Origin of the sequence: Rhizobium sp. BK098, assembly GCF_014193155.1 — a bacterium.
Classification (GTDB): Bacteria; Pseudomonadota; Alphaproteobacteria; order Rhizobiales; family Rhizobiaceae; genus Rhizobium.
The window spans coordinates 361,183-384,099 of record NZ_JACHYY010000002.1 but is presented as its reverse complement, the minus strand read 5'-3'; the positions used below and the strand labels follow the sequence as shown (position 1 = coordinate 384,099).

Here is a 22,917-nt window from a genome sequence, read left to right as displayed (position 1 = left end):
TTTACATCGGCATCGGATACTTGCGATGGACCTGCTCGATCTCTGCGAGCGCCTCGTCGGGCAGGGTCACATAAGCGGCGGCCACATCGGTCTCGAGTTGCGCCATCGTCGTCGCGCCGATGATAACCGAGGTCATGAAGGGCTTGGTGAGGCAATAGGCGAGCGCCAGTTTCGAAGGATCGATGCCGTATTTGGCGGCGATTTCGAGATAGGCCTTCACCGGTGGTTCCTGCAGCGGCTGCAGGCGGCCACCGATATCGAGATTGATCGAGCCGCGCGAGCCGGCCGGCCTTGCGCCGCCGACATATTTGCCGGTGAGGATACCGCCGGCGAGCGGCGAATAGGCGAGCAGCCCAACATCTTCGTGATGCGACAGTTCTGCCAGATCGAGGTCGAAATGGCGATAGAGCAGGTTGTATTCGTTCTGGGTCGTGGCGACACGCGGCAGGCCCTTCTGCTCGGCGATCGTCAGATATTTCTGAATGCCCCAGGTCGTCTCGTTCGAGAGGCCGACGGCGCGGATCTTGCCGGCCTTCACCAGCTCGCCCATCGTCTCCAGGATTTCGGTGATATCGGCGATCGCTTTCTCGCGATCCTGGTTGAAGGGGTTATAGCGCCAGTTCTGACGGAAATGGAAATGGCCGCGGTTCGGCCAGTGGACCTGATAGAGATCGATGTAGTCGGTCTTCAGCCGCTTCAGGCTGGCATCAACAGCTGCGTTGATATTGGCGGCATCTGGACCTTGTCCGCCGCGCAGATATTCGCGCCCCGGGCCGGCGACCTTGGTGGCGAGCACGATATCCCTACGCTTGCCGCTCTTTTCGAACCAGGTGCCGATATATTCTTCGGTGCGGCCTTGAGTCTCCGGTCCCACCGGTGTCGTCGGATACATTTCGGCGGTGTCGAAGAAATTGATGCCCTTCTGAACGGCATAGTCCATCTGCTCATGGGCTTCGGCTTCGCTGTTCTGCGTGCCCCAGGTCATCGTGCCCAGGCTGATCTGCGAAACGGAAATATCGGTGCGGCCTAATCTCTTATATTTCATGGGAAAACCTTGGGGATGGGAGAAGGTCAAAATGAACGAGGTCGAGCAAATTTAGGCTCGATCTGAGCGAGCGCAAGAAAAAAATCATTGCACTTCGCAGCCGCAAAAGCGCGCGGCTGCGGGGCTTGCGCTATTGACTCCGCTGCAAACAATGTCATTGGGAAGCAAAACGACCCCCAAAAGGACGCTTTATAATGACTTTTGCTTTCACATTTCCCGGCCAGGGCAGCCAAGCCGTCGGCATGGGCAAGGACCTTGCCGACAATTTCGCCGAGGCGCGCGCCGTCTTCGAGGAAGTCGATGATGCGCTCGGTGAAAAGCTCTCCGACGTTATCTTCAACGGCCCGGAAGATAAGCTGACCCTGACCGCCAATGCGCAACCTGCGCTAATGGCAGTGTCGATGGCAGTTATCCGTGTACTGCAGGCGCGTGGCCTCGATTTGAAGAGCAAGGTCGCCTATGTGGCTGGTCATTCGCTCGGCGAATATTCCGCTCTCTGTGCCGCCGGCACCTTCTCGCTTGCCGACACGGCGCGCCTGCTGCGCATCCGCGGCAATGCCATGCAGGCGGCTGTTCCGGTCGGCGTCGGCGCGATGGCTGCGATCATCGGCCTTGAACATGCCGATGTCATCGCGGTTTGCGAAGAAGCTTCCGCGCTCGGCGCCTGCCAGATCGCCAATGACAATGGCGGCGGCCAGATCGTTATCTCCGGCGAGAAAGCCCCGGTCGAAAAAGCAGCGGAACTTGCGACCGGCAAGGGCGCGAAACGCGCGATTCTGCTGCCGGTCTCCGCGCCGTTCCATTCCGCATTGATGGCGCCTGCTGCGGACGCCATGCGGGAAGCGCTTGCCGGCGTCGCCAAGACCAAACCGGTCGTGCCTGTTATCGCCAATGTGAAGGCGGCTCCGGTTACCGACGCCGATGAGATCGCGCGGTTGCTCGTCGAGCAGGTCACCGGACAGGTGCGCTGGCGCGAGACGGTGGAATGGTTTGCCGCCAACAACGTGACGACATTGTATGAAATTGGCGCCGGCAAGGTGCTGACGGGTCTTGCCCGCCGCATCGACAAATCGGTCAACGGCATCGCCGTCAACAATGCTGCAGATATAGATACGGCGCTTGCCGCATTGCTTGCCTGATATATTCAAGGAACGAGGGACACACATGCTTGATTTGACCGGCCGCAAGGCCCTGGTAACCGGTGCATCCGGTGGCATCGGCGAAGAAATTGCTCGGCTCCTGCACAAGCAGGGTGCAATCGTCGGCCTGCACGGCACGCGCGTCGAAAAACTCGAGACGCTGGCCTCCGAACTCGGCGATCGCGTCAAGATCTTCCCGGCCAACCTGTCGGACCGCGACGAAGTCAAGGCGCTCGGCGCCAAGGCCGAAGAGGAGCTTGGCGGCGTCGATATTCTCGTCAACAATGCCGGCATCACCAAGGACGGCCTATTCGTTCGCATGAGCGACGATGACTGGGACGCCGTTCTGGAAGTCAACCTGACGGCCGTTTTCCGCCTGACGCGCGAGCTGACCCATCCGATGATGCGGCGCCGCTATGGTCGCATCATCAACATCACTTCGGTCGTCGGTGTGACCGGCAATCCGGGCCAGGCGAACTATTGCGCCTCCAAGGCCGGCATGATCGGCTTCACCAAGTCGCTAGCCCAGGAAATCGCGACGCGCAACGTTACGGTCAACTGCGTTGCCCCGGGTTTCATCGAAAGCGCGATGACGGGCAAGCTGAACGACAAGCAGAAGGAAGCCATCATGGGTGCCATTCCCATGAAGCGCATGGGCACTGGCGCGGAAGTCGCTTCCGCCGTCGCCTATCTTGCATCTTCGGAAGCCAGCTACGTCACGGGTCAGACGATCCACGTCAATGGCGGCATGGCAATGATCTAAAGGAATTGCTGTTGGAGGGTACTTTCCCGCCAATAGCATGTTGAGCAACCCGGAGCCGGCTATTTTCTGGCTTTGCGACAGACTTAAACCGTGTTAAGCGGGCCATGACTGTGAACAGTCGTCCGGAAAATTCAGGCGGACTGGGCCGTATTCAAGGCGCTGGACCGGATCTCAATGCCGGGTTGAACGGGTTTGCCAGCGGCGTCGGAACAGATGCTGCAGGTTTGAATTAGGGTAGGGATGTCACAAGGCATTCTCATCAGGATATAAGGTCGAGGAAACCGACATGAGCGATATCGCAGAACGCGTAAAGAAAATTGTTGTTGATCATCTTGGCGTTGACGCCGACAAGGTTGTTGAAAGCGCAAGCTTTATCGACGATCTGGGTGCGGACTCGCTCGACACCGTCGAACTGGTCATGGCCTTCGAAGAAGAATTCGGCGTTGAAATTCCGGACGACGCTGCCGACTCGATCCTGACGGTCGGCGACGCGGTAAAGTTCATTGAGAAGGCCCAGGCCTAATCATTCGCGCTTTTTAACAGGGCGGGCTGAAGAGTCCGCCCTATTTCGTCCGGCGATGCCGGCCGAAACCTATTTATACGCATATCATCATAAAAAGACGGGGGTCTGCGGGCGATGAGACGTGTCGTTATCACGGGTACCGGCATGGTATCACCTTTGGGCTGTGGCACTGAGGTGTCTTGGACGCGGTTGCTCGCTGGGCACAACGGCGCTCGCCTCGTAACTGAATTCGAGGTCGAGGATCTTGCGGCAAAGATTGCCTGCCGAATTCCCGTAGGCGACGGCACCGATGGCACGTTCAATGCTGACGATTGGATGGAGCCGAAGGAGCAGCGCAAGGTCGATCCCTTCATCATCTATGGCATGGCGGCCGCCGATATGGCGCTGGCCGATGCCGGCTGGCATCCGGAAACGGACGAGGATCAGATTGCAACGGGCGTGATGATCGGCTCGGGCATCGGTGGCCTCGAAGGCATTGTCGAAGCCGGCTATACGCTGCGCGACAAGGGTCCGCGCCGCATCTCGCCCTTCTTCATCCCAGGGCGTCTCATCAATCTCGTTTCGGGGCAGGTCTCGATCCGCCATAAGCTCCGCGGCCCGAACCATGCCGTCGTCACGGCATGTTCGACCGGTGCGCACGCGATCGGCGATGCCGCCCGCCTCATCATGCTCGGCGATGCCGATGTCATGGTTGCCGGCGGTGCCGAAGCTCCGGTCTGCCGCATTTCGCTTGCCGGCTTTGCCGCCTGTAAGGCGCTGTCGACGGACTTCAACGATACGCCTCAGAAGGCCTCGCGCCCCTATGATCGCGACCGTGACGGCTTCGTCATGGGCGAGGGCGCCGGGATCGTCGTGCTTGAAGAGCTCGAACACGCCAAGGCACGTGGCGCCAAGATCTATGCCGAAGTGGTAGGCTACGGCCTCTCGGGCGATGCGCACCACATCACTGCTCCGTCCGAGGATGGCGAAGGCGCATTCCGCTGTATGACATCGGCTTTGAAGCGCGCAGGTCTGACGCCGGCCGATGTCGACTACATCAATGCACACGGTACCTCCACCATGGCGGATACGATCGAGCTTGCCGCAGTCGAGCGGCTGGTCGGCAATGCCGCGTCGAAGATCTCCATGTCGTCCACCAAGTCGGCCACTGGCCATCTGCTCGGCGCCGCTGGTGCGATCGAAGCGATCTTCGCCACGCTCGCCATCCGCGACAATATCGCCCCGCCGACGCTCAATCTGGACAATCCGGAACGCGAAACCGCCATCGATCTCGTTCCGCACAAGGCCCGCAAGCGCGAAATCAACGTCGCGCTATCGAACTCCTTCGGCTTCGGCGGCACGAATGCATCGCTTGTTCTGCGTCGCTATGAGGCTTAATAACAACGCATAACGGTGACAGCGGGGATGTCTTTCGGCAACCTCGCCCGCATTCTTCATTGTTGCTGCGCCTTCGTCTTTTTCGGGAATGCGGTGCGGGAACGCCTGATCGGTCGAAGTCGGAGCCTCGGTTCCGCCTTATCTTCTGAACCTGTTTTTTGCCGCATTGCTTGGCCAAAGAGCAGGCAATCACAAAAGGGAAGGGATTGCCGGTGAGCGATACGAACCAGAGCAATGGAACTCCGAACGGGCAGAAAGGGCCGATCATCCCGAAGTCGGCCAATGAAGCCTTGCGTCCGGAGCGTGTTCCGGACCCGCCGAAGCGTTCGCGCAAAGCCCGCAGCCAGATGGTCATCTTTCTGAACTTCCTGATGACGCTGGCAGTTTTTGTTGCCGTCGTTGCGATCGGCGGCGCCTATTACGCGTTTTCGATCTATCAGGGCCCCGGTCCGCTGACGACCAATACGAATTTCATCGTTCGGAATGGTGCCGGTCTCGGCGAGATCGCCAATCGCCTTGAATCCAACAACATCATCAGCGATCAGCGCATTTTCCGCTGGCTGACGGCCACCTATCTCCATGACGGCGAAACTCTTCGGGCCGGCGAATATGAGATCAAGGCTGGTGCTTCCATGAAGGATATCATGGAACTGCTGAAGTCCGGCAAGTCGATCCTCTATTCCGTTACCCTGCCTGAGGGCCTGACGATTCGGCAGATGTTCAATAAGCTGCAGGCCGATACCGTGCTGGAAGGCGATCTGCCGTCGGCGCTGCCGCCGGAGGGCAGCCTGAGGCCTGACACCTATAAGTTCACGCGCGGCACCAAACGCACGGAAATCATTCAGCAGATGGAGGCCGCGCAGACGAAGCTGGTCGAGCAGATCTGGGAAAAGCGCGACTCAAGCGTGCAGTTGGCGAATAAGCAGGATTTCGTCACGCTGGCCTCCATTGTGGAAAAGGAAACCGGTCTTGCCGATGAGCGTGCGCACGTCGCATCCGTCTTCCTGAACCGCCTCGGCAAGGGTATGCGTCTGCAATCTGACCCTACCGTCATTTACGGCCTCTTCGGCGGCGAAGGGAAGCCGGCCGACCGTCCGATCTATCAGTCCGACCTGAAGAAGGACACGCCTTACAATACTTACCTCATCAAGGGTTTGCCGCCGACACCGATCGCAAATCCTGGGAGGGACGCTCTGGAGGCTGTTGCCAATCCGTGGAAGACGCAGGACCTTTATTTCGTCGCTGACGGCACGGGCGGACACGTCTTCGCCGCAACGCTGGACGAGCACAACGCCAATGTCAGGCGTTGGCGCAAGCTGGTTGCCGAGAAGGGTGAAGATCCCAGCGCCATTGCCGTGGACGGTCAGCCCGACGATGCTGCCGTCGCTCCCGGCTCAGGCGCACAGCAGAAGAAGAAAACCAACTGATCCTCACTGCGCCGCGGCTTGCATAGGAAGCGCGGCGCGGATTCACTTTACATTGACCCATAATGCGAAGACTTTCGTTGGATGGGGATAGAATTATCGGAGGCTTGCATGGCATTGCAGTCCATGACCGGTTTTGCCCGGCGTGAGGGAACGAGCGGTCGTGGCCGTTGGGCATGGGAGCTGCGCTCCGTGAACGGCAAGGGATTGGATGTCCGTCTGCGTCTGCCGCCAGGCCTGGAGCGCCTTGAGGCTGATGTCCGCAAGTCGATTGCGGATCGGCTCACGCGCGGCAACCTGCAGGTCAACCTTTCCCTTTCCATCGAAGAGAGCCGCGTCGAGGTCGTCGTGAATCAGGATGCGCTGGCGGCGGTCCTGGCGCTGCGCGATCAGCTGGCCGGCATCGTCGATCCCGCGCCGTTGCGACTGGAAAGCCTGATGGCCGTGCGCGGCTTGGTGGAATTCAAGGAAGCCGAAGAAAATGAAGATGCGGTCGCTGCCCGAGATGTCGATATCATGATCGGCCTTGAGGCCGCGCTCGGTGATCTCAGCGACATGCGCCGGCAAGAAGGAGATGCACTCGGCAAGGTGCTGCTCGGCCATGTGGCAACGATCGAGGCATTGACGACGACGGTCGAGCGTGATCCCACTCGTTCGCCGCAGCAAATTGCTGCAAGGCTAGCCACGCAGGTGTCGATGCTTCTCGATGGCTCGTCCGGCCTCGACCGCGACAGACTGCATGCGGAAGCGGCCCTTCTCGCCACCAAGGCCGATCTGCGCGAGGAAATCGATCGTCTCAAAGCGCATGTGGCGGCGGCGCGCGATCTCATCTCCAAGGGCGGCCCTGTCGGACGAAAGCTCGATTTTCTTGCACAGGAATTTAACCGGGAATCGAATACCATCTGTTCGAAGTCGAATGCAGCGGCGGTTACTGCCGCCGGCATCGAACTGAAGGTGGTTATCGACCAGTTCCGCGAACAGGTCCAGAATTTGGAGTAGGCCATGAAGCCGGCGACATCCACATCCATTCCAATCGCCCGCCGAGGGCTGATGCTAGCCATCTCCTCGCCGTCAGGTGCCGGCAAGTCGACGATCGCGCGCACACTGCTCGATAAGGACAAGCAGGTGAGCCTCTCCGTCAGCGTCACGACGCGGCAGCGCAGGCCGAGCGAAATCGAGGGCGTGCACTACCATTTCGTCTCACAGCGCGAGTTCGAGCGCCTTCGCGATTCAGACTCCCTGCTGGAATGGGCCGAGGTGCATGGCAATTTCTATGGCACACCGCGCGAGCCCGTGGAGACTGCCATGGCAGAGGGCCGCGACATGCTTTTCGATATCGACTGGCAGGGTGCGCAACAGTTGCAGGAGAAGATGCCGGCCGATGTCGTCTCCATCTTCGTGCTGCCACCGACCATGACGGAGCTGCAGTCGCGCCTGCATCGCCGTGCTGAGGATTCCGAAGAGGTCATCGCCATGCGTCTCGCCAATTCCCGGGCCGAGATCGCTCACTGGCGCGAATACGACTATGTCATCGTCAATGACGATCTGAACGTTGCTTTCGACGCCGTTCAGTCGATCGTCAAGGCCGAGCGCCTGCGCCGCGACCGCCGGCATGGCATGTTCGATTTCGTTCGCGATCTGCTGGAAGAGACGCCGAAGCTGTAAAGCCGGTTACAGACAGTTTGCCAGCCGGCAGAATTCTTCTACCGAAAGCGTTTCTGCGCGGCGCTGTGGGTCGATATCGGCCTTTAGAAGCAGGGCTTCGCCACCAATTGGCTTCAGGCTCTGGCGCAGCATCTTGCGGCGCTGGCCGAACGCGGCCTGTGTCACCTTCTCCAGCTTGTCGACTGAGCAAGGAATGGGGTTTTCCCTTGGTGTCAGATGCACAACCGTCGAGGTCACCTTCGGCGGGGGCGTGAAGGCCTGCGGAGATATGTCGAACGCCATATGAGCCAATGTCCGCCAGCCGCAGAGCACGCCAAGCCGGCCGTAATGGTCATCATCCTCCTGCGCCACGATCCGCTGACCGACCTCCTTCTGGAACATCAGCGTCAGGGATTGCCAGAAAGGCGGCCATTGCGCCGGCAGCAGCCAGTTCACCAAAAGCTGCGTTCCGACATTATACGGCAGATTGGCGATGATTTTGACTGGCCCTTGCGGGGCAAGGGCGGCGAAATCCGTCTTCAGCGCGTCGCCTTCGATCACCTCGAGCCGGCCCGGATAGTGATCGGCGATTTCGGCCAGCGCCGGCAGGCAGCGCGCATCGCGTTCGACGGCGATGACCTTGGCCGCCCCGAGCGCGAGGATGGCGCGCGTAAGACCGCCCGGTCCGGGCCCGACCTCGAAAACGGTAACACCCTCGAGTGATCCCGCTGTGCGCGCGACCTTCTGAGTCAAATTGAGATCGAGAAGGAAGTTCTGCCCAAGCGCCTTGCGCGCATCGAGGCCATGGCGCTGGATTACATCGCGAAGGGGTGGCAAGCCATCGAGAGCGGCCATCAGGGATTGTTTCCGGTCTTGCTGCTGATCTCGCTCGCCAGCTTCAGGGCGGCAACCAGGCTGTCTTCCTTGGCAATGCCCTTGCCGGCGATGCCGAAGGCCGTGCCATGATCCGGAGACGTGCGGACAAAGGGTAAGCCGAGCGTGACATTGACGGAATCGTCAAAGCCGAGCGCCTTGGCTGGGATTAAGGCCTGATCGTGATACATGCAGATCGCGACATCGTAACGTCGACGGGCATCGTCATGGAACATGGTGTCGGCGGGCAGGGGGCCGAATGCATCGATGCCCTCGGAGCGGAGCTTGTCGATTGCAGGCCGCACGATTTCGTCGTCTTCCTTGCCGAGCGCGCCATTCTCTCCAGCATGCGGATTGAGGCCTGCCACGGCAAGGCGCGGCTTGGAGATGCCGAAACGGACGCGGAGGTCGTGAGCGGTAATCCGGCATGTCTCGGCGATCAGGTCGGAGGTCAGCGCTCCCGGCACTTCCTTCAACGGAATATGGATGGTGACTGGGATCGCGCGAAGCTTCGGCCCGGCAAGCATCATGACCGGCATGACCGGCTTTCCAGTGGCGCGCGTTGCAAGATCCGCCAGGAATTCCGTATGGCCGGGAAAGCCGAAACCGGCATCATAGAGCACCGATTTGGCAATCGGATTGGTAACGACTGCGGATGTCTGGCCGCTCATACTGAGAGAAACAGCCATCTCTATGGCGGCGATCGTACCCTTGGCGGTGGCGACATGCGGTTCGCCGGCGATAACATCCATTCCGGCCTCGATCGGGAGGACCGGCAGCGCACCCCGAAAGATATCGCAGGCAGTCGCCGGGTCGGCCACCTTCAGGGGTACGGTCAAGCCGAGCTGCGAGGCACGCGCCGCAAGCACGGCAGCATCGCCGAGGAACAGAAAGGGCGGCAAATTCAACTCGCCACGGCGCAGCCAGGCGGCGAGCGTAATGTCGGGGCCTATGCCAGCCGGATCCCCCTGCGTGAGCGCAAGGGGGAGGGAGGAGCGCGGCGGCATCGTCAAATCAGCGATAGACGATCTGCGCCTTGGAGCGCAGTTCATCCATGTACTTCTTATCGTTGGCGCTGACGCCTGCGGCCTTATCTTTGCCGATATCCTCGGCGCGGAACACGGCGGCAGCGGCGACGTCATCGTTCACCTGGCGTTGCGAACAAATGGCCACATATTCGACGCCACGATCGGTCACGATGGGAGCGGTTGTATTGCCGGAAGCCTTCTCCAGCATCGGCTTCCACATTTCCGGGACTTCCGGTGCGAGCACACGGCCGAGATCCTGGACGGAGACATCGCGCATCGTAGCGGCAAAGACCTTCGCCTGATCGCAGCCAGGGAACTTCGACCGTGACGCCTCGGCTTCTGCCTTGCGCGCATTCAGGATCGCGTTGCGCTTTGCTGCCGGTACGACGAAAATGATCTGCTTCAGGAAATACTCGGTCGTAACGGGCTTTGTCTTGTTTTCCGTCATGCGCGTCACGAGATCGTCGTTCGACATCCGGCTTCGTGCGCCGAAACGTGCATTGACAACCCGGGGCCAGCTCATGGAAACGGCAATATAGGACTTGAAATGATCAACGCCGACGCCGGCCTTTTCCAGAATCTGGCTGAGCTGCGCCGGTGTCATCTTGTTGCTGGAGGCGAAGCGGCCGAAAGCGGCATCGACGTCCGTCGTTGAAACAGACATGCGCAGGCGGGAAATCTCCGCGCGCTTCAACGTTTCGTCGACGAGCTGCTCCTTGGCGAGCTTGTTCAGATCGCCCTTCTGACGCTGCAATTTGAGAAAGGCGACGCGTTTGGCGATGTCACCGGATGTGATCACCTGGCTATTGACGAGAACTTTCACTTCGCTTGCTGCGAAAGCAACATCGCTGCTCGGCACGGCGAAGCTCGCCATAACCAAGGCCGCCGCTCCAAACACCAGAGCGCGCATCGGTGCATTTCCAGAAAACATCAATTACCCCTTCCCAAAGGTATTTCCTGCCAGCATTGCGCCGTTTTGGTGCGCCTGTCGCGCAATACGGCAACTTTGCGCCACATGTCTACATCAAGCGCGATGAATTGCAAAATCCTTGCGGCGAAACAATGACGTCGGAAACAGCAAGCCACATCCATGCAAAAGAGCCGGCGGTGAAGCCGGCTCTTTTGCAGTTTCGATTCATATCAGAATGTCGCGTCCTGGACGCTGCCAAGGTTGACATCGCCAAGCGTACGGAAGGTCAGGCGAGCGCCGATCGACCAATTGCTTGCCGAGCTGGCCGTCGAATCCTTCTTGTCGAGGAAGGACACGGTAAAGATCGTGCATTCGTCCTCGTAGGAAAGACCCGCGCCCTGGCGGGTGATCTCATTGCTGTTGAGATCATAGCTGACTGTGCCGAAGACGGACCAGTATTCCTTGAACTTGATCTGCGCGCGCGACTGGATTTCATCCTGATTGCTGGTGAAACCATATTGCGGCTGGGCCGCAATATGCGTGTAGATCAAGGATGTCTGGAACACATCGTTCGAGAAGCCGACAGATGTATCGCCGCGCTTGAAAGCGAAATCCTTCTGGTCGAAGCGATAGGATGTCGCGAGCGAAATACCTTGCGGTGTCGTCAGGCCGAACATGGTGACGTAGTCGGAACGGGTCGTTTCAAGCCCCGAATCCGAACCGACGCCAGCCAGATCGTCGGTCGCAAACGAATTGCGGCCCGCGAGCTGATAGGACTGTCCGAAGATATGCTGAAGCTTGTAACCGCTGTCGAAGCTGGCCGTATAACGCCATCCGACATTCGCGCGTGTACCACCCTCGATGCGATCGAAGCCCGAGAACTTGTCACGATCGAAGAGATTGGTGGCGTCGAAAACGAAGCTCTGTGCATCTTCGTTCGGCAACCGACCAGCAAGCTGCTCGTCCGGCCGCACATAGATCTGCGCGATCGGCTCGAACACGTGTGTGCTGTTGCTTGTCGTGATGAGGAACGGATACTTGGCTTCGAGGCCCGCCGTGACCATGCCACGGGTGGCATAGTCGCTGGTGTCGTAATTGCCGGGATAGTTGAACGATGTGCCGAAAGAGTTGGGCGAGTTCATATCCAGACCATAGACGTCACCGCGCGCCGCCGCCAATGGCGTCAGCACAAGGCCTTCATCGGTCGTAAAGGTACGCTGCCACTGCACCTCGGTGCTCAGGCGCGTATAGTCGCCGGAGAGGCCGAGGAAACGGTCGTTCAAGTTGGCATCGCCAAGATTGACTACGTTGTCGAGTGCGGATGTCTTCTCGCGCGACAGGTGCGTGAAGTTCATCGTTGCCGACAGCTCGCCCCCGTAAACCGACTTCGGGTCTACGTAGTGATAGTCGATGCTCGGATAGACATATGCCTGCTGCTTTTGTGCCGTGGCATTATTGTCCGTATCCTGCACGTTATAGTAGAAAGCGCGCATATCGAAGAAATTGCGCTTTCCGATACCTGTCAGATAGGCCTGGTTCGTATGGGTGCTCTGGGTGAGCCCGTCCAGTCCATAGGTGCGCGAGAAATTGTTATCGCTTTGCACCATGACGTCCCAGCCGAAAGTCCAGCGAGGATTGATCCTGAAGTCGGCCTTGGAATTGATCATGCCGCGAGTTTTGTTCTCGGCATCGGTCGTCCCGGCCGTGAAGGCGTCCGGATTCATCTGGCTGATGCCGGCAACGCGCAGGGTATGCGTGCCATTCTCGAAACGCTGGCGGAATTCACCCTCGAGCAACAGCCCCTGGTTGCTGAAGCCCGTGGCAGTGACCGTCGCATCCATGCTCGGCGAGATGACGTAATAGTAAGGAACCTTTACGCCAACGCCGAGACGCTGCGAAACGCTGACCGACGGAAATAGAAAGCCGGACTTGCGCTTGACCGTATTGTCGGGAACCGTGACCCACGGAACATAGGCGATCGGCAGGCCGAACAATTCGAAGCGAGCGTGCTCGAGACGAATGGTATGGGTCACGCCATTCTGGACGACGCGTTGTGCTTTGACCTGCCACAGCGGCGCACGTCCCTGTTCGGAGCAGGCCATGCAGGCGGTGTAAACGCCCTTTGTAAGAATCAGCTGATTGCCGCCGACACGCTCGCCCTTTTCGGCGACCATTCGGGTGTTGTCAGGCATTTCAATACGAAGGGCGTTCACGAACCCGTCGGAGAAGCTGTCGGTGACGTCCATTTTGTCACCGTACATGCGATTGCCGTCCGGCGTGATCAGCTCGACATTGCCGAGCGCCGTCATTCGTCCGGATTTCTGATTATATTCGACCCGCTGAGCGACCATCCTGTAGCCGCCATAGTTGATCTGGACCGCACCGCTTGCGGTGACTATCTGCGTATCCTTGTTATAGACCAGTTCGTTGGACGAAAGGACTAGCTTTGCACCGTCCGGCACCTTCACCTTGATAGGGGAGGTCGCAGTGCCGGCACCGCCATTGTTATTGCTGGCATTATTATTGTTGACCTGGGCGTAAGCGACGACCGGGCTCAAAATATATGCACATGCGGCCGTGCCCGTAACCAGGGCAGCCACAAACTTTCTGATACTCTTGCGGTTGCCTGCCGCCACTTAGCCGTCCTCCTGATGAAGCAGGATCGTTGCTCCGAATGCCAATGCGACGATCACGGGTATCCATGTCGCCACATAGGGAGGAACCACTCCGCTGCTCCCGAATGCCTTTACAAGCACGGTGACAACATAAAGCACGAAGCCGGAGAGGATTCCACCCAGAATCACAGAGCGCGATTGATTGAATCTACTGAATTTTAGGGACACGGTTGCCGCAATCAGCGTCATTGCCACCAGAAGGAATGGCTGTGACAGAAGCGAATAAAACTGTGTCTCAAGTGCGTTGGTCGATATGCCGAAGGAGCGTGCGACCCTTATTCGATTAGAAAGATCATAAAAAGCAATGGTTTCCGGTTGAGCCAAGCGTTGCGAAACGAAATCCTGTTTCAGATTCGTACGAACCTGTACCGAACTCTTGTGGTCGGGAATTTCACCAGGCCGCCGCTCGACGACATTGTTAAGAAGCCAGTAACCATCTTGCAACTTAGCCGAGTCGGCATCCTGCCGCAGGACGATATTCCCCTGTGAATCAAAGTGGATAAACACGACACCGGTCAACGTCGTTCCATTGTTCAGAATGGCCTTGGCACCGATGATCGTGTCGTCTTTTCCGCTGGATTGGCGCAGCCACGGAACAGAAAGCGTATTGCGATAGGACGGGTCTCCGCGCAGGTCGGCTTCGATTGTTTCAGCATGTCGCTGACCCCATGCCGCAATCGGATTAAGCGCGAGCATGGTCATGAGACCGACGCAGAAAGCGCCCATCACGAAGGGCGTCATGAATTGCCATACGGAGATGCCAGCCGCGCGCGCGATAACCAGTTCGCGGCGGCGGTTGAGGGCGATCAGCACCGTCATGCCCACGAAGAGCGCGATGAACGGTACTGTCTGCTGCAGTATGAACGGCAGCCTGACCGCCGTCATCAGCAAACCGACGGACACGGTGTATCCGGGCAGTCCGGCAAGACGCCCGGCGGTCTCGCTGAAGTCGACGAGATAGACGATCGAGACGACGCCAAGGAAGAACCAGAACGTCGTTACGATGTAACGCGTGAAGAAGTAGCGCCAGAGCGTGCCGAAAATCATGCACCGCCCCCGTTCGAGCTGCCCGGTGCGGTCGGCATGCGGTCCTGGATTTTTTGTCTCCAGTTGTTGAGGCGGTTGCGGATCGAGACGGGCATCGCCATCTTCCGGCTTCGCAGCAAGAGGACAATCGCGATAAGTGCTGCGATGATATTGATGCCGTAGAGAACGCCAATGAATTTGGTCGAATGGTCAATCTGGTTGGCGGCGTAGAAGTCGGCCCAGCGTAGCGCGAACGCTATGCCCAGCGCCGACACCATCGGATGCAGCCGCGCCTCGCGATGTGACCGCGCATCGCCCGCAATCACCAGAGATATCAACGCGAAGATTGCCGGCAGTGCCCAGTCGTTGAGCCGCCGATGCAACTCGGCCCGATAATCGCCAGGCCTTTGCTTATAGTCCGGATCGTTCGTGTCCGGATTGAGTAGGAAACCGAGGCTGCGATCGCTGGCTCGCGCATTTGGCTGGCCGCGACTTTGCGTCATGTCCGAGAGGTCGAAAGAGTAGGAATCGAACTTGATGACCGAGACGGTGCCGTCGGGTGTTTTGCGGTGAACTTCACCGTCCTTCATGAGCAGCGACGTACCGCTTGGGTCGACCGCCCCTTCCTTCGCATAATAGATGAGATCGAAGGCGGGATCGCGCGAATCGACCACAAACAATCCCTTGAGGATGCGTCCCGACAGACGCTGCGAAATCTGGACATAGAGCCCGTCCTCGATGCGCCGGAAGTTCTTCTCTTCGATCACTGTGGACAAAAGGTCCGCATAGGCCTCGGCCACCATCTGACGGGCAGCGACGCGGGCTCTCGGCTCGACGACATTGTCGACGAAAAAGGAGAACACGCTAATCGCAATGGCGAGAATCATGATCGGGCGGATGATGATGCTGCGCTTCGCGCCGGCAGCTTCCATGACGGTCAGCTCGGAATCGCTGTTCATCGCGGTCAAGGTTTGCGTGATGCCGATGACCAATGCGAAAGGCAGAACGATCGGGATAATCGTCGGCAGAATGAGCGTCGCGAGCTTTGCGAAGGAGCCCATGGACTGACCACTATCGGTCACGAGGTTGATGCGCTGCAGAACCTGGGTGGTCCAGATAATAGCGAGCACCGGCAGCAGTGCCACCAGGAACATCATACCGACACGCCGTACGATATATGTCTCGAATAACTTCATGCCGGCCCTTAAACGCAACAGCTGCCGTGCAAGCCGACAGAGATTCACCCTCCTCTACGCTGTTTGCGTTTTTTTGGCGACAACCAACTCGAAAAAAATTCGTTAATTTTCCGAGATTTTTTTGTCGTGTGTCGTTTGGGATAAAGCCAGCAGAGCGGCGAATATGACAGGCGAAGAAAGCCAGCCGAGGACGGCATCGGAGAGATAATGAGCGCCAAAAGCCACTCTCAGCGCAGGGATCAGCAGTGAAACCGCCGCGATCGGCAGAGCCGCGGCCGATCGGAACGGCTGCGGGATGATGAGAATAAGACAAAAGAGCCAGCCGGCCGCCGCGGCCTCACCGGAGATGAACGAACAGTTGCTGACACATTTGCCGGCGAAGGACCCGGCATGCACAAAATCGAGCGTGCCGCCGAAGAGATCGGTCTGCCGGGGCCGCGGGCGGCCCGAGAATGCTTTCAGCCACAGATTGACGATCAGCACCGGACCGACGAGCAGGGAGCCGAGCGCGACCTTGAGATTTCGGGCTCTGGGCGCATTGAAGGTCGCGCCGTGATCCCGCCAGCATCTGAGCAGCATCCAGAGCAGCATGAAGGCGACGACATAGGGCAGTTGAAAGAAGATTTCCCTCAGCAGGCGCATGTGCTGATCGCTGCTAAAAGGAAAAATGCCACAGATCTGGTCAGGCCTTGTGCTTCCAAAGCATTGCTGCCGTTGGAAGAACATGTTCGCGATGCTGAGATCGATCTGTGGAAAAAGGGAAAACAGACCCAGCAAAGCCCACCAGAGACAGAAGAGGGCAATGAAGGCATCGCCTGCCGTGCGCGGTCGCAGAACCTCCGGAAAACGATCTTCGCGGTTGATGCTGTTGAAATCTATGATCAAGGCGGCTTCCCGGCGAGAATTGAACCGCCGAGGCGGTTAGACACCATCGCGCCAGCCTAATCCCGCTGAATGACAGGGATTTGAAGAGGCCGGACATCTCTTATGAAGAGAATACCGCGTCGAAAGCTTGTATTCCTTAGGGAGACCTTGAATGATGGTTGCGCAAAATTCTCTCACTACGACGTATATTTATCGGAGCAGAAATGTCTGTGAAATTCGAGATTTCCTTCGCCAAGTCGGCTCGTCTCAGCGGCGGTCTGGCCATTCTCCTGAAAGACACGGACAGTGAGCTGCCGGCTGGCGCCGAAAGCGCGGATCCCGCGAACGTTTTCGCCAAGGCGGCGCCGGTATCCGGCTTCAAGAGCAAAGCGTTGAGCAGTCTGGATATTATCGCCCCCGAGGCCTCGCCTGTCGATCGGATCATCGTCATCGGTGCCGGCAAGGCCAAGGACCTGACAGCGCACGACTGGCTGAAGCTCGGCGGCACCGCAGCTGCAAAAATCCGCAACACGGAGAAGGTCGCGATCTTCCTCGATGCATCCAACATCGAAGTCGGAGCTAAGGAAGCGGCCGATTTTGCCCTGGGCATGCTTCTGCGCGCCTACAGTTTCGATACCTACAAGACCAAGAAGGGCGATGATGACGAGAAGAACGCTTCCCGCAAGGCGATGAAGGTCACGATCGTCACCCAGGAAGCGGCAGCCGCCAAGAAGCTCTACGCGACCTCCGAAGCCGTGGCCGGTGGCGTGATTCTCGCGCGCGATCTCGTGAACGAGCCGCCGAATATCCTCGGTCCCGTGGAATTTGCGGCCAAGGCCAAGGAATTGGAAAAGCTTGGCGTCGAGATCGAGATCCTGACGGAACGTGAAATGCGCCGGCTCGGCATGGCGGCTCTGCTTGGGGTCGCGCAGGGTTCGGCCCGGCCGCCGCGGCTCGTGATCATGCAATGGAAGGGCGGCAAGGCGAAGGACAAGCCGATCGCCTTCATCGGCAAGGGCGTCGTCTTCGACACCGGCGGCATTTCCATCAAGCCGGCTGCTGGCATGGAGGAGATGAAGGGCGACATGGGAGGGGCTGCGGCCGTTACCGGCCTCATGCATACGCTTGCCGCACGCGAAGCCAAGGTCAACGCCATCGGCGTCATCGGTCTTGTGGAAAACATGCCCGACGGCAATGCGCAGCGTCCGGGCGATATCGTCACCTCCATGTCCGGCCAAACGATCGAGATCATCAATACCGACGCCGAAGGCCGGCTCGTTCTCTGCGATGCACTCTGGTACACGAACGACCGCTTCAAGCCGCAGTTCATGATCGATCTGGCGACCTTGACCGGCGCGATCCTCGTGGCGCTCGGCAATCTGCAGGCCGGCCTCTTCAGCAATGACGACAAGCTGGCGGGCGAACTGACGGCGGCGGGTCTTGCGACCGACGAGCGTCTCTGGCGCATGCCGCTTGGCAAGGACTACGACAAGATGATCGACAGCAAGTTCGCCGATATGAAGAATACCGGCGGACGCCATGCCGGCTCGACCACAGCCGCCCAGTTCCTGAAGCGCTTCGTCGGCGACACGCCCTGGGCGCATCTCGATATTGCCGGCACGGCGATGGGCTCGGTTCAGGACGAGATCAATCAGTCCTGGGGTTCCGGCTTCGGCGTGCGCCTGCTCGATGAACTGGTCCGTGCCAATTACGAATCGTGACCAGCCGGATTTTGTAAGATAGAAGGGGCGCCATGACCGACGTTCTCTTCTATCATCTGACGGAATCGAAGCTTGAAGACGCCCTGCCGCCGCTGATCGACAAGAGTGTCGAACGTGGCTGGCAGGTCGCCGTGCAGATGCGCGAGCCGACCCGGCGCGATCTCCTGGATAGCCATCTATGGACCTATCGCGAGGACAGCTTTCTGCCGCATGGCACGGATGAAGGCGACATGGCAGACAAGCAGCCGGTGCTGCTGACCATTTCCTCTGACAATATAAATAACGCCTCGGTACGTTTCTTCATCGACGGCGCCGAGGCAACGGATGTCGGAGCCTATCAGCGCGTCGTGCTGATGTTCGACGGCTACGATCAGGAACAGTTGGAAAGCGCGCGCGCCCAATGGAAGCGCCTGAAAGGCGAGGGGCATAACCTAACCTATTGGCAGCAGACGCAGGATGGCCGCTGGGAGAAGAAGGCCTGATCTTTCTTCCGATTGGCGGGAAGGTGCTTTACGCGCCTTCCGACAGGATCTTCTGGATGAAATCCTTCTTCGCCGCCGTATAGGACGCGCGATCATTGGCATATTTTGCCGCAAGCTCGATCTTCAGTGCCTCATAGGCATGCGCCAAATCCGGCTCCCTGCGCAATCGGTCGCGAAAGATCAGGAAGTTGCGCCAGGTCGGGCCGCCATATTCGACCACATGCACGAGGTGCGTGCGGGTATCCCCTTGAATGTCACGCCCGAAAATATGGTCGTCCGGCACGATATTGCTGCCGGCATAGACGTAGCCGATAGACGCCATCGGCTCGACACAAGCAAGCCCATCCTCGAAACGCCGCACGCCGACGGCAATATCGATGATCGGCTTGGCCTTTATCGTTGGGATCGAGGTGCTGCCGAAATGCTGGACATCGACGGCAAGGTCTCCGAGAGCCTTGCGAATGGCAGCTTCCTCCAGCAAATAGGCTTCATGCCAGCTCTGGTTCGGGTCGGCGAGCTTGACGGATTTGTTGCCGACGCCGAGGCCAAAAGATTGTTCATGCTCCGATGCCATAGGCATCTCTCCAGTGAAGACGATGCGCCACGCTAGCACGCCGCGGGCGGCATTGTCTTCACCGGGAAAGCCTCATCAATCGTAAAATGCTTCAACAAATTTGCGCTTGCCCAGCATGAAGGCATCGGCGACGTGGCGCAGCGGCGAAAGATCGACGTCGGATGTCCCGGCTTTGACGATCTCCGCAAAACGGCGATAGAGCGAGGGATATTCGGCTTCGGGCGCGGAGAATGTCAGCTCGCCGTTGACGGAAAGCTTGGAGCCGCCTTCGGCGAGAACCATCTGGCCTGCATCCGTCTCGGCGACGATATCCCAGCTCTGCTTGCCGGTCTGGCGCCAGTCGAATTCGGCGTGGACCGGAAGGCCGGTCCCGCTCTTGAAATGCAGGTCGGCCGCGATCGGCGAATCGCGATTTTCCGGGAATTCGAGTGTCGCGCCGGTCAGGAAAAGCGGCGGCAGGATATGTGTGACGATCGACAGCGCATTGATGCCCGGATCGAAGACGCCGAGTCCGCCGGCCTGCCAGATCCATTCCTGGTTCGGATGCCAGTGGCGGACATCTTCCTTCCAGATTACGTGAGCGCTACGGATATTGGTGCTGGCGAGGAAGCTCTTTGCAGCCTCCACCGCCGGAGCATAGCGCGAGTGCCAGCTAGCAAAGAGCGACACGCTCTTCGATTTCGCGAGGTTTTCGAGGTCGGCGACTTCACTCAGCGTCGCACCCGGCGGCTTTTCCATGAAAACATGCTTGCCGGCCGAAAGCGCCTTGTATGCGGCTTCATAACGATATTGCGGCGGCATGCAGAGAGAAACGGCATCGATGTCAGGCACGGCATCGAGCATGGCTTCGATGGTCGTGAAGGCGGGAATGCCTTCGACAGTGCCATGACGGCTTGCCGTGGCGATCAGTTTGAAATCCGCATTGTTCGCGATGGACGGAAGATGCTGGTCGCGGACGATCTTGCCGACACCGACGATAGCGAGGTTGATGGGGGACATGGGTGTCTCTCGATTAGTATGATTATTGATGCGATCTTTATCAGAATGCCGCATGTGGGCAAGGGCAGCAAATCGCAAATGCAGGCGTTAGGCCCAATCTTGGATGAATATATCCAGGCGTCATCATGCTTGGAAAACGGGTGCGGGCTCTTGATTCACAGCTTGAAATCGGCACTCTTCCACTGCGCGGCCAAAAGATCCGGGAAGAATCGCTGCGGGGGGAAATCATGAAAACATTGCTCGGCTTCAGCCGAATCGTCGACTATGTGACTGAGATCATTGGAAAATCAGTCTCATGGCTTATTCTGGTAGCCGTCTTGGTCAGCGCCGGAAACGCGATCGTCCGTAAGGTCTTCAACACCTCGTCCAATGCCTGGCTGGAAGCGCAATGGTATCTGTTCGGTGCCGCCTTCATGCTCGCTGCTGCCTATACGCTGCGCCAGAACGAGCATATCCGCATCGACATCGTCTATGGCTCGCTGCCGCGCCGGGTGCAGCACTGGATCGATCTGCTCGGTCATTGTCTGTTCCTGATGCCTTTCGTGCTGCTCATGGTCTACGATCTCGTGCCTTATGTCCGCATCTCTTTCATGTCCGGAGAGGTGTCTTCCAGCGCCGGCGGCCTGATCATCTGGCCGGGCAAGGCATTGCTGCTGGCGGGCTTCTTTCTGCTGGCGTTGCAGGGGCTTTCCGAAATCATCAAGAAGATCGCCGTCATGCGCGGCGATTTGGATGATCCGACGCCCTATGTACCGACGCATGCGCCGCTCGATATCGAAACCCCGGCCGGGGAGGCGCGCTGATGATCGAATTCATCGCCGTGAACATGGCGCCGATCATGTTCGCCTCGCTGATCATTTTCTTGCTTCTGGGTTATCCCGTCGCCTTTGCGCTTGCCGCCAACGGGCTGCTGTTCTTCTGGATCGGCGTCGAGATTGCACCCTATTCGGGCGGCACCATCCATCTCTCATGGCCGTTCCTCAATGCTCTTCCCGATCGCTTCTGGGGGGTGATGTCGAACGACACGCTGCTGGCGATCCCGTTTTTTACCTTCATGGGCATCGTGCTGGAGCGATCCGGCATGGCCGAAGACCTGCTCGATACGATCGGCCAGCTCTTCGGCCCTATTCGCGGCGGTCTTGCCTATGCGGTGATTTTCGTCGGAGCGCTGCTGGCTGCTACCACCGGCGTCGTCGCGGCTTCGGTCATCGCCATGGGGCTGATCTCGCTGCCGATCATGCTGCGCTATGGCTATGATCGGCGGGTCGCCTCCGGCGTCATCGCCGCTTCCGGCACGCTGGCGCAGATCATTCCGCCATCGCTCGTCCTGATCGTGCTTGCCGACCAGCTCGGCCGTTCGGTCGGCGACATGTATGCCGGCGCCCTCATTCCCGGCCTCGTGCTGACTGGTCTCTACATGCTCTATGTATTGATCATGTCGATCGTGAAGCCGGACTCCATGCCGGCATTGCCGAAGGAGGCCCGCTCGCTCGGCTCTGGCGTCACATCCTTGCTGATCGCATTGTTGATATGCGCCGGCGTGGCCTATGCCGCGCACGTTTACCTGACCGCCGCCTATGGCGAAAACGCCGACATTCTCGGCGCAACTGTCGGCGTCGCCTTCATCTATGCGATCGCGGTGCTCGACAAGGGGATGAAGTTCAACGTGATGTCCCGGCTGGCGCAGCAGGTCATCATTGTCCTCATTCCACCGCTGGCGCTGATTTTCCTCGTGTTAGGCACCATTTTCCTCGGCATCGCGACACCGACGGAGGGCGGCGCCATGGGCGCGGTCGGTGCGCTCATAATGGCAGCTGCCAAAGGTCGGCTGAGCATGGAGGTCGTCCGCTCGGCACTGACCTCCACGACCCGGCTTTCAGCCTTCGTGCTGTTCATCCTGATCGGCTCGCGCGTCTTTTCGCTGACCTTCGTTGGTGTCAACGGCCATCTCTGGGTCGAGCATCTGCTGGTTTCGCTGCCCGGCGGCGAGGTCGGCTTCCTGATCGCCGTCAACATCCTCGTCTTTGTGCTGGCCTTCTTCCTCGACTTCTTCGAGCTTGCCTTCATCATCGTGCCGCTGCTGGCACCTGCCGCCGATAAGCTCGGCATTGATCTCATCTGGTTCGGTGTTCTGCTCGGCGTCAACATGCAGACGAGCTTCATGCACCCACCCTTCGGTTTTGCGCTGTTCTATCTCCGCTCGGTCGCTGCCCGTGTGCCCTATCTCGACAGGGTGACGGGCAAGCAGATCGCGCCCGTCACGACAGGGCAGATCTACTGGGGATCCGTGCCCTTCGTTGGCATCCAGATCCTGATGGTGGCATTGACGATCATGTTCCCGCAGATGGTCATGCACTACAAGGGAGCGGGAACGGGTGTCGATCCCAACACGATCAAGATCGATGTCCCCGGCTTCGGCGCACCCGGTCAGGACAATGGCGGAGGCCTCGGTCTGCCGGGCCTGCAGCTTCCAGGCGGCAATCCGCTTGACGGCAAGCCGGCGGATCGGGGCAGCGGCGATCAGCCGAAGCCGCCAGCCAACGATCTCAGCCAGCCTCCGTCTTTTAATTGATGCACACGGCGCGCATCGGCCTGCTTGTCGATCTAACACAACGAAAAACCCCGGAACATCGCTCCGGGGTTTCCTCTTTTGA

Annotated in this window: 21 protein-coding genes; 11 read left to right on the top strand and 10 right to left on the bottom strand. The window is 58.9% G+C overall.

Features of this window, described 5'->3' with window-relative positions:
- Position 1: 1 nt before the first annotated feature.
- Entirely contained in the window at positions 2-1,045 is a 1,044-nt protein-coding gene (locus tag FHT73_RS06715; RefSeq protein WP_183710490.1) for an aldo/keto reductase, read from the bottom strand.
- Positions 1,046-1,239: 194 nt separating this feature from the next.
- Here FHT73_RS06715 and fabD point away from each other — a divergent pair, with 194 nt between their 5' ends.
- The 7 genes from fabD (at position 1,240) to gmk (ending at position 7,936) form a co-directional block, all read left to right on the top strand.
- Positions 1,240-2,184: an ACP S-malonyltransferase gene (gene fabD / locus FHT73_RS06710; protein ID WP_183710488.1), complete on the top strand. Its 945-nt coding sequence runs from the start codon at positions 1,240-1,242 to the stop codon at positions 2,182-2,184.
- A 25-nt stretch (positions 2,185-2,209) separates the two neighbouring features.
- Positions 2,210-2,947 carry a 3-oxoacyl-[acyl-carrier-protein] reductase gene (gene fabG / locus FHT73_RS06705; RefSeq protein WP_112607313.1) on the top strand — a complete coding sequence of 246 codons (738 nt, stop codon included), beginning with the start codon at positions 2,210-2,212 and terminating at the stop codon, positions 2,945-2,947.
- Positions 2,948-3,233: 286 nt separating this feature from the next.
- Positions 3,234-3,470: an acyl carrier protein gene (locus FHT73_RS06700; protein WP_004122114.1), complete on the top strand. Its 237-nt coding sequence runs from the start codon at positions 3,234-3,236 to the stop codon at positions 3,468-3,470.
- A gap of 114 nt (positions 3,471-3,584) precedes the next feature.
- Positions 3,585-4,847 carry a beta-ketoacyl-ACP synthase II gene (gene fabF / locus FHT73_RS06695; RefSeq protein ID WP_112410675.1) on the top strand — a complete coding sequence of 421 codons (1,263 nt, stop codon included), beginning with the start codon at positions 3,585-3,587 and terminating at the stop codon, positions 4,845-4,847.
- Positions 4,848-5,059: 212 nt separating this feature from the next.
- A complete protein-coding gene (gene mltG, locus FHT73_RS06690; RefSeq protein ID WP_112410674.1) occupies positions 5,060-6,274 on the top strand; it encodes an endolytic transglycosylase MltG in 1,215 nt (404 codons plus the stop codon).
- A gap of 108 nt (positions 6,275-6,382) precedes the next feature.
- Entirely contained in the window at positions 6,383-7,270 is an 888-nt protein-coding gene (locus FHT73_RS06685) for a YicC/YloC family endoribonuclease (RefSeq protein WP_112607311.1), read from the top strand.
- Between the two features lie 3 nt (positions 7,271-7,273).
- The gene (gmk, locus tag FHT73_RS06680; RefSeq protein ID WP_015339363.1) at positions 7,274-7,936 is read left to right on the top strand and encodes a guanylate kinase; all 663 of its coding nucleotides are present in this window, start codon (positions 7,274-7,276) and stop codon (positions 7,934-7,936) included.
- Between the two features lie 6 nt (positions 7,937-7,942).
- Here gmk and rsmA read toward each other — a convergent pair whose 3' ends face one another.
- From rsmA to FHT73_RS06645, 7 genes are all read right to left on the bottom strand, one after another.
- Positions 7,943-8,770 carry a 16S rRNA (adenine(1518)-N(6)/adenine(1519)-N(6))-dimethyltransferase RsmA gene (gene rsmA / locus FHT73_RS06675; RefSeq protein ID WP_183710486.1) on the bottom strand — a complete coding sequence of 276 codons (828 nt, stop codon included), beginning with the start codon at positions 8,768-8,770 and terminating at the stop codon, positions 7,943-7,945.
- Positions 8,770-9,795 carry a 4-hydroxythreonine-4-phosphate dehydrogenase PdxA gene (pdxA, locus tag FHT73_RS06670; protein ID WP_183710484.1) on the bottom strand — a complete coding sequence of 342 codons (1,026 nt, stop codon included), beginning with the start codon at positions 9,793-9,795 and terminating at the stop codon, positions 8,770-8,772. Before pdxA ends, rsmA begins: the two co-directional genes overlap by 1 nt.
- Before the next feature lie 7 nt (positions 9,796-9,802).
- A complete protein-coding gene (locus FHT73_RS06665; protein ID WP_246712074.1) occupies positions 9,803-10,690 on the bottom strand; it encodes a peptidylprolyl isomerase in 888 nt (295 codons plus the stop codon).
- Between the two features lie 266 nt (positions 10,691-10,956).
- Entirely contained in the window at positions 10,957-13,362 is a 2,406-nt protein-coding gene (locus FHT73_RS06660; protein WP_112607305.1) for an LPS-assembly protein LptD, read from the bottom strand.
- Positions 13,363-14,448: an LPS export ABC transporter permease LptG gene (gene lptG / locus FHT73_RS06655; RefSeq protein WP_112607303.1), complete on the bottom strand. Its 1,086-nt coding sequence runs from the start codon at positions 14,446-14,448 to the stop codon at positions 13,363-13,365.
- The gene (locus FHT73_RS06650; protein WP_112410671.1) at positions 14,445-15,623 is read right to left on the bottom strand and encodes an LptF/LptG family permease; all 1,179 of its coding nucleotides are present in this window, start codon (positions 15,621-15,623) and stop codon (positions 14,445-14,447) included. Before FHT73_RS06650 ends, lptG begins: the two co-directional genes overlap by 4 nt.
- 102 nt (positions 15,624-15,725) lie before the next feature.
- Entirely contained in the window at positions 15,726-16,391 is a 666-nt protein-coding gene (locus tag FHT73_RS06645; RefSeq protein WP_348648124.1) for a phosphatase PAP2 family protein, read from the bottom strand.
- 320 nt (positions 16,392-16,711) lie between these two features.
- On the opposite strand from FHT73_RS06645, the gene FHT73_RS06640 reads away from it, so the two are divergent.
- On the top strand, positions 16,712-18,208 hold the full coding sequence (locus tag FHT73_RS06640) for a leucyl aminopeptidase (protein ID WP_183710480.1): 1,497 nt from the start codon (positions 16,712-16,714) through the stop codon (positions 18,206-18,208).
- 32 nt (positions 18,209-18,240) lie between these two features.
- The gene (locus FHT73_RS06635) at positions 18,241-18,690 is read left to right on the top strand and encodes a DNA polymerase III subunit chi (RefSeq protein ID WP_112414627.1); all 450 of its coding nucleotides are present in this window, start codon (positions 18,241-18,243) and stop codon (positions 18,688-18,690) included.
- A gap of 28 nt (positions 18,691-18,718) precedes the next feature.
- Here the strand turns inward: FHT73_RS06635 and FHT73_RS06630 are convergent, their stop codons facing one another.
- The gene (locus FHT73_RS06630) at positions 18,719-19,264 is read right to left on the bottom strand and encodes a GrpB family protein (protein WP_015339373.1); all 546 of its coding nucleotides are present in this window, start codon (positions 19,262-19,264) and stop codon (positions 18,719-18,721) included.
- 75 nt (positions 19,265-19,339) lie between these two features.
- On the bottom strand, positions 19,340-20,263 hold the full coding sequence (locus tag FHT73_RS06625; RefSeq protein ID WP_183710478.1) for a Gfo/Idh/MocA family oxidoreductase: 924 nt from the start codon (positions 20,261-20,263) through the stop codon (positions 19,340-19,342).
- A 227-nt stretch (positions 20,264-20,490) separates the two neighbouring features.
- On the opposite strand from FHT73_RS06625, the gene FHT73_RS06620 reads away from it, so the two are divergent.
- Together FHT73_RS06620 and FHT73_RS06615 are read left to right on the top strand one after the other, a co-directional pair.
- Positions 20,491-21,066: a TRAP transporter small permease subunit gene (locus FHT73_RS06620; protein WP_183710476.1), complete on the top strand. Its 576-nt coding sequence runs from the start codon at positions 20,491-20,493 to the stop codon at positions 21,064-21,066.
- Entirely contained in the window at positions 21,066-22,835 is a 1,770-nt protein-coding gene (locus tag FHT73_RS06615; RefSeq protein ID WP_183710474.1) for a TRAP transporter large permease subunit, read from the top strand. The genes FHT73_RS06620 and FHT73_RS06615 overlap by 1 nt, the downstream gene beginning before the upstream one ends.
- Positions 22,836-22,917: the final 82 nt, after the last annotated feature.

What these genes read in the sequence shown, in the direction of transcription:
- FHT73_RS06620 (WP_183710476.1), top strand. Translation starts at nt 20,491, where the DNA reads ATGAAAACATTGCTCGGCTTCAGCCGAATCGTCGACTATGTGACTGAG.
- FHT73_RS06640 (WP_183710480.1), top strand. Translation starts at nt 16,712, where the DNA reads ATGTCTGTGAAATTCGAGATTTCCTTCGCCAAGTCGGCTCGTCTCAGC.
- fabF (WP_112410675.1), top strand. Translation starts at nt 3,585, where the DNA reads ATGAGACGTGTCGTTATCACGGGTACCGGCATGGTATCACCTTTGGGC.
- FHT73_RS06615 (WP_183710474.1), top strand. Translation starts at nt 21,066, where the DNA reads ATGATCGAATTCATCGCCGTGAACATGGCGCCGATCATGTTCGCCTCG.
- fabG (WP_112607313.1), top strand. Translation starts at nt 2,210, where the DNA reads ATGCTTGATTTGACCGGCCGCAAGGCCCTGGTAACCGGTGCATCCGGT.
- FHT73_RS06630 (WP_015339373.1), bottom strand. Translation starts at nt 19,264, where the DNA reads ATGGCATCGGAGCATGAACAATCTTTTGGCCTCGGCGTCGGCAACAAA.
- pdxA (WP_183710484.1), bottom strand. Translation starts at nt 9,795, where the DNA reads ATGCCGCCGCGCTCCTCCCTCCCCCTTGCGCTCACGCAGGGGGATCCG.
- FHT73_RS06650 (WP_112410671.1), bottom strand. Translation starts at nt 15,623, where the DNA reads ATGAAGTTATTCGAGACATATATCGTACGGCGTGTCGGTATGATGTTC.
- rsmA (WP_183710486.1), bottom strand. Translation starts at nt 8,770, where the DNA reads ATGGCCGCTCTCGATGGCTTGCCACCCCTTCGCGATGTAATCCAGCGC.
- FHT73_RS06700 (WP_004122114.1), top strand. Translation starts at nt 3,234, where the DNA reads ATGAGCGATATCGCAGAACGCGTAAAGAAAATTGTTGTTGATCATCTT.
- lptG (WP_112607303.1), bottom strand. Translation starts at nt 14,448, where the DNA reads ATGATTTTCGGCACGCTCTGGCGCTACTTCTTCACGCGTTACATCGTA.
- fabD (WP_183710488.1), top strand. Translation starts at nt 1,240, where the DNA reads ATGACTTTTGCTTTCACATTTCCCGGCCAGGGCAGCCAAGCCGTCGGC.
- FHT73_RS06635 (WP_112414627.1), top strand. Translation starts at nt 18,241, where the DNA reads ATGACCGACGTTCTCTTCTATCATCTGACGGAATCGAAGCTTGAAGAC.
- FHT73_RS06625 (WP_183710478.1), bottom strand. Translation starts at nt 20,263, where the DNA reads ATGTCCCCCATCAACCTCGCTATCGTCGGTGTCGGCAAGATCGTCCGC.
- gmk (WP_015339363.1), top strand. Translation starts at nt 7,274, where the DNA reads ATGAAGCCGGCGACATCCACATCCATTCCAATCGCCCGCCGAGGGCTG.
- FHT73_RS06715 (WP_183710490.1), bottom strand. Translation starts at nt 1,045, where the DNA reads ATGAAATATAAGAGATTAGGCCGCACCGATATTTCCGTTTCGCAGATC.
- FHT73_RS06665 (WP_246712074.1), bottom strand. Translation starts at nt 10,690, where the DNA reads ATGGCGAGCTTCGCCGTGCCGAGCAGCGATGTTGCTTTCGCAGCAAGC.
- FHT73_RS06685 (WP_112607311.1), top strand. Translation starts at nt 6,383, where the DNA reads ATGGCATTGCAGTCCATGACCGGTTTTGCCCGGCGTGAGGGAACGAGC.